We start from the raw sequence: 10,982 nt of genomic DNA on the forward strand, positions 1-10,982 counted from the left end.
CAACGAGCGGTCCAAGATGGCCGCCGCTTCAGGGAATTGACGACATGCGAAACAACCAGCCGGTCACCCAGCGGGAATATGTCCTCAAGGACGATCATTTCCTGATCTCGCGCACCGACCTCAAGGGGCGCGTCACCTACGCCAACCCGGCCTTCGTCGAGGTCAGCGGCTTCGAGCGCGACGAGCTGGTCGGGGCGCCCCACAACCTGGTGCGCCACCCCGACATGCCGCCGGCGGCCTTCCAGGACCTGTGGGACACCCTGGCGGCCGGCGAGACCTGGCAGGGGCTGGTCAAGAACCGCCGCAAGAACGGCGACCACTACTGGGTCGACGCCAGCGTCTCGCCGATCGTCGAGGAGGGCGAGATCGTCGGCCATGCCTCCATGCGCACCAAGCCGGAGCGCGCCGAGGTCGAGCTGGCCGAGGCGGTCTATGCGCGCATGCGCGAGGGCCACAAGACCGGCTACACCCTCAACCGCGGTCGCCTCGAGCGGCGTGGGCTCGTCGGCCGGCTGGGCCGGCTGAACCTGCGCAGCATGCGCGCCAAGGTGGTGGCCATGGTGCTGGTGGCCGGCGTGCTGCTGGCCATGGCCGGCGGACTGGGGCTGTTCGGTATCGATGCCGCCGGACAGCGCCTGGAGGCCCTGGATCGCGATGGCCTGCAGGACGTCGCGCGGCTGCAGCAGATCGACCAGGTGGTGACCAAGAGCCACCAGGCGCTGACCAGCCGCGAACCCTTCGAGCTGATCAACCAGCGCGACGAAGTGGTGGCCAGCCTCGAGCAGGCCGAGACGCGGCTCGAGACCCTGTGGTCGGCCTATCGGGATCGCGAGCTCAACCAGGGCGAGGCCGCCACTGCCTTCGGCGAACGCCTGGATGAATATCGCCAGGCCGGGCTGGAGCATGCCCTGGAGCTGCTCAATGCCGAGGACAACTTCAAGGTGTTCTCGGAGCTTCCGCCTCACGCCGAGCAGATGCGCGACTGGGGCAATGCCCTGTCGGACAGCGTCAATGCGCTGATCACCGCCAAGCAGGAAGCGGCCACCGCACTGGCCGATCAGGCTCGCACGGCCGAGCAGCGCATGATGCTGGGACTGGCCGTCATGCTGGGGCTGGGGCTGCTGGTGCTGGTGGTGTTGGGGTTGATTCAGCTGCGGGCGCTGGTGCGGCCGCTGCGTGAGGCCGAGCGTTTCACCCTGCAGATCGCCTCGGGCAATCTCGCCGCCTCCGCGCCGACCCGTCGCCGTGACGAGGTCGGGCGCATGCTCGGCGCCCTGGAGCTGATGCGCAAGAGCCTCGGCAGCATCGTCGGCAACGTCAACGACGGCGTCGAGCGGGTAGCGCCGGCGGCGCGCGACATCGCCACCGGCAACGAGGAGCTGGCCTCGCGTACCGAACAGCAGGCCGCCTCGCTGCAGCAGACCGCCTCCAGCATGGAGGAGATGACCACCACGGTGCAGCACAACTCCGACAACGCCCGCCAGGCCAGCGGCCTGGCCTCGGACAATGCCACTCGCACCGGCGAGACCGGTGAGCTGATGCAGCAGCTGGTCGGCACCATGGGCGAGATCACCGATGGCTCGAAGAAGATGACCGAGATCATCGACGTCATCGACTCGATCGCCTTCCAGACCAACATCCTGGCGCTCAACGCCTCGGTGGAGGCGGCGCGTGCCGGCGAGCAGGGCCGCGGTTTCGCGGTGGTGGCCGGTGAGGTACGCCAGCTGGCCAGTCGCTCGGCCTCCGCCGCCCAGGAGATCAAGGCGCTGATCGATGGTTCGGCGCGGCAGATCGAGGGCGGCGCCGAGCTGGTCAAGCGCGCCGAGACCTCGCTGGCCGAGGTGCTGGAGGCCTCGACCCGGGTCAACGACATCATGGGCGAGATCACCGCGGCCTCCGACGAGCAGAGCAACGGCATCGGCCAGATCAACCAGGCGGTGATGGAGATGGACCGGGTGACCCAGCAGAACGCGGCGCGGGTGCAGTCCTCGGCCCAGGCGGCGACCGAGCTGGACCAGCAGGCCACCGAACTGGCACACGCCGTGGCGGCCTTCCGCCTGCGCGGAGCCGGCATGGAGCGTGCACCGTCACTGGCACAGCGTCGCGGCGGCGAGTCGCGCCAGCCACTGCCGGCCGCCTCCGATCAGCCCCGGGACGCCTCGGCCGCACCGCCGGTGACCCGCGCGGCCCCGGTGTCGGACCCGGCCGTGGAGGAATGGGAGGAATTCTAACGTGTCACGGGATCTGTTCACTCCCGAGCCGGGAGGCTGGTCGAGCGGCAGCCAGTTCGAGCGCGACCTCGAGCTGACCGATGCCGATTTCTCCCGCATCCGTCAGCTCATCTACCAGCGGGCCGGCATCGTGCTGGCCGAGCACAAGCGGGAGATGGTCTACAGCCGGCTCGCCAAGCGTCTGCGCCATCATGGCCTGATCCGCTTCGCGGACTATCTGGCGCGCCTCGAGCGTCAGCCCGAGGCGCGGGAGTGGGAGGCCTTCACCAATGCCCTGACCACCAACCTCACCGCCTTCTTCCGCGAGGCGCATCACTTTCCGCTGCTGGAGGCCCACGTGCGCGACCGGCGTGGGCCGGTACGGGTGTGGAGCGCGGCGGCCTCCACCGGCGAGGAGCCCTACTCCATCGCCATGTCGCTCACCGAGGCGCTGGGTTCGCGGGCCTCGGAGGCCGAGGTGGTGGCCACCGACATCGACACCGAAGCACTGGAGAAGGCGCGGGCCGGGGTCTATTCCCTGGAGCAGATTCACAAGCTCGACGAGGCGCGCATCAAGCGCTTCTTCCAGCGCGGTCGGGGGCGTCATGAAGGGTTGGCCCGGGTGCGGCCGGAGCTCAAGGCGATGATCGACTTCCAGGCGCTCAACCTGCTGGCGCCCTCATGGCCGCTCAAGGGGCCCTTCGACGCGATCTTCTGCCGTAACGTGATGATCTACTTCGACAAGCAGACCCAGGCGCGGATCCTCGAGCGCTTCGCGCCGCTGCTCAAGCCCGACGGCCTGCTGTTCGCAGGGCACTCCGAGAACTTTTCCTATACCACCGACGCCTTCCGCTTGCGCGGCCAGACCGTCTATATGCGCAAGCCCATAAGTTGAGACCCGTAACGGAAGCGCTGAACACATCGGCCAGCGGCGCGAAGCGCAAGGCGCACGCCGCGCCGCTGCCGGCGCCTGTGGGGTGTCGGTGAGGCTTGCTCCGGGCTCGCGCACCCGCCGCGCTTAGCGCCGCGATTCGCCCGCGCAGGCATTTGTGCGGTGTTTCCTTAAAGAACCCGACCAGACGGCCGATAGCCCTTTCAATGGCCGGCGACAGGGCTGGCGTGCCGTGTGACGCCTGCCACCGTGGAGAGGAGATGCCCCTTGAGTGCACCCAGGATCAAGGTGCTGTGCGTCGATGATTCGGCGCTGATACGTGACCTGCTGACAGAGATCATCAACCGCCAGCCCGACATGGAGGTGGTGGCGGTGGCGCCGGATCCGATCGCGGCCCGCGACTTGATCAAGCAACATGACCCCGATGTCCTGACCCTGGACGTCGAGATGCCGCGCATGGACGGCCTCGACTTTCTGGAGCGATTGATGCGCCTGCGCCCGATGCCGGTGCTGATGGTCTCGTCGCTGACCCAGGCCGGATCGGAGGTCACCCTGCGCGCCCTGGAACTGGGCGCCCTGGATTTCGTGGCCAAGCCGTCGCTGGGCATTCGCAGCGGCATGCAGGCCTATGCCGACGAGATCGCCGACAAGCTGCGCGCCGCGGCGCGCTCGCGCCCCCAGCGAGCGCGGCGTCGCGATGCCCCGGCGCCGAAGACCCTCAAGGCGCCGCTGGTCTCCAGCGAGAAGCTGATCATCATCGGCGCTTCCACCGGCGGCACCGAGGCCATTCGCAGCGTGCTGCAGCCGCTGCCGCCGAACAGTCCGGCGATCCTGATCACCCAGCACATGCCGGGGGGCTTCACGCGTTCCTTCGCCGAGCGTCTCGACCGTATCTGCCAGATCTCGGTCAAGGAGGCCAGCGACGGCGAGCGCATCCTGCCCGGGCATGCCTACATCGCCCCGGGCGACGCCCATCTCAAGCTGGCGCGCAGCGGGGCCAACTACGTGGCGCGGCTCGACGACGGTCCGCCGGTCAATCGCCATCGCCCCTCGGTGGACGTGCTGTTCCGCTCGGCGGCCACCCAGGCCGGCCGCAATGCCATCGGCGTGCTGCTGACCGGCATGGGCAAGGACGGTGCCGCTGGCCTGCTGGACATGCGCCAGGCCGGTTCGCCGACCCTGGCCCAGGACGAGGCCAGCTGCGTGGTGTTCGGCATGCCTCGTGAGGCCATCGCCATGGGAGCCGCCGCCGAAGTGGTCGCCCTGGACGAGGTAGCCCCCCGGCTGCTCACGCTGGTTGCCGCGTCTGGTCGGGCGCAGCGGGTATAGGAAACCATCGGCACAGGAGCCGTCTCGATGCTCAAGGTACTGCGCAATTTTCGTATCAGTCAGGTCGTCAACGGCGTCCTGGTGTGTTTCATGGCGTTCCTGGCGGTGGTGGCAAGCCTGGGCTGGATGGCCAGCCGTTCGGCCAGCGACACCCTCGCGACGCTGGACCGGATCAACGTCGCCCAGCTCAACGAGATCAATCGCGCCGACTCGCTGCTGACCGGGGCCCTGGTCGACCTGCAGTCGGCGTCCGGCCACTTCCTGATGGGCCGGACCAGCCAGGCCGATGACAGCCTGACGTCGGCCCGAGACCAGATCGATCGCGCCGAGGCGCGCTTCGAGGCCTACGCCGCCGTGCCGCGCACGCCACAGGGCGAGGCCCTGGGGGCCCGGGTCGAGGAGAGTTTCGCCGCGGTACTGGCCCTGGTGCGCCAGGGCTACGAGACCCTGGACCAGGTGGATACCCAGGGCTTCGCCCAGCTGCGCCAGCGCATGGCAGAGCCCCAGCAGGCCCTTGAGGCGGCGCTGACCGAATTCGTCCATTACGCCGACACCCGCGGCAAGACCATGATGGCCGACTACGCCGCCATGGAGCAGCGCTATACCGTCATCGGCCTGGCCATCCTGGCCTTCGCCGCGTTGATCCTGGTGCTGATCTATGTGGCGCTGCGCCGGCTGCTGGTGCTGCCGCTGCGCCAGGCGGTGAACAACCTCGAGCGTATCGCCGAGGCCGACCTGTCCAACGAGATCAAGGTGCTGGGCCGCAACGAGATCGGCCAGCTGTTCGCCGCCATGCGCGATATGCAGGACAGCCTGTCCGGCATCGTCGGCGACGTGCGCCAGGGTAGCGGGGCCATTCACGGCCGGGCCCGCGAGATCTCCACCGGCAACGCCGACCTCTCGTCACGTACCGAGCAGCAGGCCGCCTCCCTGGAGGAAACCGCCTCCAGCATGGAACAGCTCACCGCCACCGTGCGCCAGAACGCCGACAACGCCCGCCAGGCCAACGGCCTGGCCCAGGAAGCCACCGGCACCGCCGAACGCGGCGGCGAGGTGGTCCAGCGGGTGGTGCAGACCATGCACGGCATCGCCGGCAGCTCCCGCAAGGTCGCCGATATCACCGGGGTGATCGACTCGATCGCCTTCCAGACCAATATCCTGGCGCTCAACGCCTCGGTGGAAGCGGCGCGGGCCGGCGAACAGGGCCGCGGCTTCGCGGTGGTAGCCGGCGAGGTGCGCCAGCTGGCGAGCCGCTCGGCGGATGCCGCCAAGGAGATCAAGGCCCTGATCGAAGGCTCGGTAAACCAGGTCCAGGAAGGCTCGGCGCTGGTCGAGCAGGCCGGCTCGACCATGCAGGAGGTGGTCGATGCCGTGCGTCGGGTGACCGACATCATGGATGAGATCACGGCCGCCTCGCAGGAGCAGAGCGACGGCATCGAGCAGGTCAGCCAGGCGGTGGGCCAGATGGACCAGGTCACCCAGCAGAACGCCAGCCTGGTGCAGGAGGCGGCCACCGCCGCTGCGGCCCTGGAGGAGCAGGCAACGCGGCTGGAGCGGGCCGTGGCGGTGTTCCGCCTGGGAGGCGGCGACGCCGTGGCCCTGCCGGCCGCCGGCGATCAGGCGGCCGCCGTGCCGTCGCGCAGCTCGCCCTCGCCCCAGGCGCCGGGCAGGAGCGAGCCGTCGGCTTCGCGGCAGAGCTCGGCGGTCCTGGCCGAGGACGACTGGGAAGAATTCTGATCACGGCCGGCGGCGAGCCGCCGGCCACGCAATTGCCATGACGACCGAGAGAAGAGGATCCCCGATGGCGGACAAGAACATGAGCATCCTGGTGGTGGATGACTTCCCGACCATGCGGCGCATCGTGCGCAGCCTGCTCAAGGAGCTGGGCTTCACCAACGTCGAGGAGGCCGAGGACGGCCAGGACGCCCTGAACAAGCTCAAGGGCGGCGGCTTCGAGTTCGTGGTGTCCGACTGGAACATGCCGAACCTCGACGGCCTGGAGATGCTCAAGCAGATCCGCGCCGACGATGCGCTCAAGGAGCTCCCGGTGCTGATGGTCACCGCGGAGGCCAAGAAAGAGAACATCATCGCCGCTGCCCAGGCCGGTGCCAGCGGCTATGTGGTCAAGCCCTTCACCTCGGCGACCCTCGAAGAGAAGCTCAACAAGATCTTCGAGAAGCTGGGCATGTGATATCGGCCGGGCTCGCGGGCCCGGCAAGCAGGAGAGGTGATGATGAGCACCGAAACGCAGTCTGGTGACTACCAGGCGAGTGGAGACGAGCTGGTCCAGCGCATTGGCCACCTGACCCGCATGCTGCGTGACAGCATGCGCGAGCTGGGCCTGGACAAGGAGATCGAGCGGGCGGCGGATGCGATTCCCGATGCCCGGGACCGCCTCAGCTACGTGGCGACCATGACCGAGCAGGCGGCGGAGCGTGCCCTCAACGCCATCGACCGCGCCCAGCCGCTGCAGGACGATCTCAGCCAGCAGGCCGAGGCGCTGGACGCGCGCTGGGCCGAATGGTTCGCCGCGCCCAAGGAGCTCGACGAGGCTCGCGACCTGGTCAAGGACACCCGTGGCTACCTGGCCCGGGTGCCGGAGACGACCCAGGCCACCAACAAGGAGCTGCTCGAGATCATGATGGCCCAGGACTTCCAGGACCTGACCGGCCAGGTGATCAAGAAGATGATGGACGTCATCCGCGAGATCGAGCATCAGCTGGTGCAGGTGCTGATCGACAGCGTGCCCCAGGGCGAGACCCGCGAGGACATGCAGCGCCGTGCCGACGGCCAGCGCGAGAACGACGCCAAGCGCCGCGAGGATGCCCTGCTCAACGGTCCGCAGATGAAGCCCGAGGCCGACGACGTGGTGGCCGACCAGGATCAGGTGGATGACCTGCTCGACCAGCTAGGCTTCTGAGTCATCGCCGAAAACTGTCTGCACTCGGCTATACGGCGTTAAAAATCAGCTCGGTCGCAGGTCCGATCAAAGTCCTCATTTACAGGCCGTAAACTCCGGCTTCTCGCTGATTTTTGCCTTGCGACCCACACGGATGTGGGAAGTGCGTTGGCCCGTTGGGAACGGGCCTAGCCCTGGCCTTCGCTCGACGGCTTTTCGGCTGATGACTAGGAGGTGACGGGGGCGCCACGGCGCACCCCGCCGCCGTGCATTCTTCCCGCTTCCCATACCGGCAAGCGGCCGGGACGCGTGGATAAGCCCACGAAAATCGGCCCTTTTCGCGTGACCGTTCCTTCCTTCCTCCCCGGATAATGGCCAGGGTGCGTACGAGTGCCCGGTGATTGGCCATGGCCGACGAGACCAGCGACGACGAAAAGACAGAAGACGCCACGCCCCGACGCCTGGAAAAGGCGCGCGAGGAGGGCCAGGTGGCCCGTTCCCGGGAGCTGGCTACCTTCATGCTGTTGCTCGGTGGCGTGATCGGCCTCGGCACCATGGGGAGCAGCCTCTATGACCTGATCGGCGGCGTCATGGAGGAAGCCTTCCTGTTCGACCGACGCCAGGTCATGGACACCGCGCCGATGCTGGTCGAGGCGCTGGCGCTGGGGCGTCGCACGCTGATCGGCCTGCTGCCGCTGTTCCTGCTGCTGACCGTGATCGCCCTGGTGGCACCGGCGCTGCTCGGTGGCTGGGTGATCTCGGCCAAGTCGCTCAAGCCCCAGGCCAGCAAGCTCAACCCGCTGAAGGGGCTCAAGCGCATCCTCGGCACCCAGGCGCTGGTGGAGCTCGCCAAGGCCATCGCCAAGGCGGTGCTGGTGGGCAGCGTAGGCATCGCCTACCTCTACCTGCACCGTGGCGACTGCATGGCGCTGATGAGCATGCCCATCCAGCAGGCCCTGGCCCGTGCCATGTGGATGGCCGCCGAGGCCAGCGGGCTGATGGTGCTGACCCTGCTGGTGGTGATCCTGATCGACGTGCCCTACCAGCTGTGGAGCCATGCCAAGCAGCTGCGCATGTCCAAGGACGAGGTCAAGCGCGAGCACAAGGAGTCCGAGGGCGACCCCCAGGTCAAGGGGCGGATTCGCCAGCAGCAGCAGGCCATGGCCCGCGGGCGGATGATGAGCCAGGTGCCCGAGGCCGACGTGGTCATCACCAACCCCACGCACTATGCCGTGGCGCTCAAGTACGAGCAGGCCGGGATGAGCGCGCCGCGCGTGGTGGCCAAGGGCGTCGACGCCGTGGCGGCGCGCATCCGCGAGGTTGCGGCCGAGGCGGGCGTGCCGCGGCTGGAGGCGCCGCCGCTGGCACGTTCGCTGTATCACCACGTGGACCTGGAGGCCGAGATTCCCGCCGACCTGTACAGCGCGGTCGCCGAGGTATTGGCCTGGGCCTTCGGCCTGAAGCGCGTGGCCGAGGAGGGCGGCGAGGCGCCGCCGACCCCCGAGAACCTGCCGATTCCGGACGCCATGGCGGCGCCGGGACCGGACGATGACACCGACGAGGCACGAGCATGAAGGCCTTGAGCCACTATCTGCCGCGACGCAATTGGATGGCCGACGTGCCGATGAAGGTGCTGGCCGGCCCGCTGCTGATCATCATGATCCTGTCGATGATGATCCTGCCGCTGCCGCCCTTCGCGCTGGACCTGCTGTTCACCTTCAACATCGCCATGGCGGTGATGGTGCTGCTGGTCAGCATGTTCACCCAGAAGCCGCTGGACTTCGCCGCCTTCCCGGCGGTGCTGCTGTTCACCACCCTGCTGCGGCTGTCGCTCAACGTCGCCTCGACCCGGGTAGTGCTGCTGGAAGGCCACGAGGGCGGCGACGCCGCGGGCAAGGTGATCGAGGCCTTCGGCCAGTTCCTGGTCGGCGGCAACTTCGCCGTCGGCCTGGTGGTGTTCGCGATCCTGGTGATCATCAACTTCATGGTCATCACCAAGGGCGCCGGGCGCATCGCCGAAGTGGGCGCTCGCTTCATGCTCGATGCCATGCCCGGCAAGCAGATGGCCATCGACGCCGACCTCAACGCCGGGCTGATCGGCGAGGACGAGGCGCGCCAGCGGCGCTCCGACGTCTCGCAGGAGGCCGACTTCTACGGCTCCATGGACGGTGCCAGCAAGTTCGTGCGCGGCGATGCCATGGCCGGCCTGGTGATCATGGTGGTCAACATCATCGGCGGCCTGTTGATCGGCCTGCTGCAGCACGACATGGCCTTCGGCGACGCCGCCCGCACCTACGTGCTGCTGACCATCGGCGACGGCCTGGTGGCACAGATCCCGGCGCTGGTGATCTCCACCGCCGCCGGCGTCACCGTGTCGCGGGTGACCACCGACCAGGATGTCGGCCAGCAGATGATCAGCCAGCTGTTCGTCAATCCCCAGGTGATGCTGCTGGCGGCCGGCGTGATGGGCCTGCTGGGCCTGGTGCCGGGCATGCCCAACCTGGTGTTCCTGCTGTTCACCGCGCTGCTCGGCGGCCTGGCCTGGTGGATGATGCGCCAGAAGGAGCGTCGGCTGGTCGAGGAACAGACCCAGGCCGCGCCGCCCCCGGCGCCGGAGGCCCCGGAAGCCAGCTGGGAGGATGTCCAGCTGGTCGACACCCTGGGGCTCGAGGTCGGCCACCGGCTGATTCCCATGGTCGACGCCCAGCAGAAGGGCGAGCTGCTCGGCCGCATCAAGAGCGTGCGCAAGAAGTTCGCCCAGGAAGTCGGCTTCCTGCCGCCGGTGGTACACATCCGTGACAACCTCGAGCTCTCGCCCAATGCCTACACACTGAGCCTCAAGGGCGCCGAGATCGGCCGTGCCGAGGCCTTCCCCGGACGCTGGCTGGCCATCGACCCGGGCCAGGTCTCCGGCGAGCTGTCCGGCACCCCGACCGAGGACCCGGCCTTCGGCCTGCCGGCGGTGTGGATCGACACCGAGCAGCGCGAGCACGCCCAGGTCTACGGCTACACCGTGGTCGATGCCAGCACCGTGGTGGCTACCCACCTCAATCACCTGCTGCACCGCCATGCCGCCGAGATGCTCGGCCGCCAGGAGGTGCAGAAGCTGCTCGACAAGCTCGGCGAGGATCACAAGCCGCTGGTCGAGGAGGTGGTGCCCAAGGCGATATCGCTGACCGTGCTGCAGCGCATCCTCCAGCATCTGCTCGACGAGGACGTCTCGATTCGCGACATGCGCACCATCCTCGATGCCCTGGCCGAGCATGCGCCCCAGCAGCAGGATCCCGGCGAGCTGACCGCCCTGGTTCGCGTGGCGCTGGGCCGCGCCATCACCCAGCAATGGTTTGCCGGCCACCAGACGCTCAACGTCATGGGCCTGGACGGCCAGCTCGAGCAGGTGCTGCACCAGGCCATGAACGGCAGCGGCGCCCTGGAGCCGGGACTGGCGCAGACCCTGATGGACCAGGCCGAGCAGGCGCTGAGCCGCCACGAGGCCAGCGGCGAGCCGCCGGTGCTGGTGGTCCAGCACTCGCTGCGTCCGGTGCTGGCGCGCTTCCTGCGCCGCCGCCTGCATCACCTGGCGGTGATGTCCCAGGCCGAGATTCCCGATGACCGCACCCTGCGGGTCACCACCCTGATCGGAGGACAGTGA

At 68.3% G+C, this 10,982-nt stretch carries 8 protein-coding genes; all 8 read left to right on the forward strand.

Annotated features, from left to right (window positions below):
- Positions 1-44 precede the first annotated feature (44 nt).
- On the forward strand, positions 45-2,231 hold the full coding sequence (locus FHR96_RS06245) for a methyl-accepting chemotaxis protein (protein WP_183386794.1): 2,187 nt from the start codon (positions 45-47) through the stop codon (positions 2,229-2,231).
- A 1-nt stretch (position 2,232) separates the two neighbouring features.
- A complete protein-coding gene (locus FHR96_RS06250; RefSeq protein WP_183386795.1) occupies positions 2,233-3,105 on the forward strand; it encodes a CheR family methyltransferase in 873 nt (290 codons plus the stop codon).
- 264 nt (positions 3,106-3,369) lie between these two features.
- A complete protein-coding gene (locus FHR96_RS06255; RefSeq protein ID WP_183386796.1) occupies positions 3,370-4,431 on the forward strand; it encodes a protein-glutamate methylesterase/protein-glutamine glutaminase in 1,062 nt (353 codons plus the stop codon).
- A 27-nt stretch (positions 4,432-4,458) separates the two neighbouring features.
- A complete protein-coding gene (locus FHR96_RS06260) occupies positions 4,459-6,168 on the forward strand; it encodes a methyl-accepting chemotaxis protein (RefSeq protein WP_183386797.1) in 1,710 nt (569 codons plus the stop codon).
- Positions 6,169-6,232: 64 nt separating this feature from the next.
- Entirely contained in the window at positions 6,233-6,622 is a 390-nt protein-coding gene (cheY, locus tag FHR96_RS06265; protein WP_183386798.1) for a chemotaxis response regulator CheY, read from the forward strand.
- Between the two features lie 42 nt (positions 6,623-6,664).
- Complete coding sequence (cheZ, locus tag FHR96_RS06270; RefSeq protein WP_379685054.1) at positions 6,665-7,351, forward strand: protein phosphatase CheZ; 687 nt, start codon at positions 6,665-6,667, stop codon at positions 7,349-7,351.
- A gap of 386 nt (positions 7,352-7,737) precedes the next feature.
- On the forward strand, positions 7,738-8,904 hold the full coding sequence (gene flhB / locus FHR96_RS06275; RefSeq protein ID WP_183386800.1) for a flagellar biosynthesis protein FlhB: 1,167 nt from the start codon (positions 7,738-7,740) through the stop codon (positions 8,902-8,904).
- Entirely contained in the window at positions 8,901-10,982 is a 2,082-nt protein-coding gene (flhA, locus tag FHR96_RS06280) for a flagellar biosynthesis protein FlhA (RefSeq protein WP_183386801.1), read from the forward strand. Before flhB ends, flhA begins: the two co-directional genes overlap by 4 nt.

It is taken from the genome of Halomonas organivorans, assembly GCF_014192055.1.
Taxonomy (GTDB): Bacteria; Pseudomonadota; Gammaproteobacteria; order Pseudomonadales; family Halomonadaceae; genus Halomonas; species Halomonas organivorans.

Coding starts and splice junctions, on each gene's coding strand:
- FHR96_RS06245 (WP_183386794.1), top strand. CDS start 45: ATGCGAAACAACCAGCCGGTCACCCAGCGGGAATATGTCCTCAAGGAC.
- FHR96_RS06260 (WP_183386797.1), top strand. CDS start 4,459: ATGCTCAAGGTACTGCGCAATTTTCGTATCAGTCAGGTCGTCAACGGC.
- cheY (WP_183386798.1), top strand. CDS start 6,233: ATGGCGGACAAGAACATGAGCATCCTGGTGGTGGATGACTTCCCGACC.
- cheZ (WP_379685054.1), top strand. CDS start 6,665: ATGAGCACCGAAACGCAGTCTGGTGACTACCAGGCGAGTGGAGACGAG.
- flhB (WP_183386800.1), top strand. CDS start 7,738: ATGGCCGACGAGACCAGCGACGACGAAAAGACAGAAGACGCCACGCCC.
- flhA (WP_183386801.1), top strand. CDS start 8,901: ATGAAGGCCTTGAGCCACTATCTGCCGCGACGCAATTGGATGGCCGAC.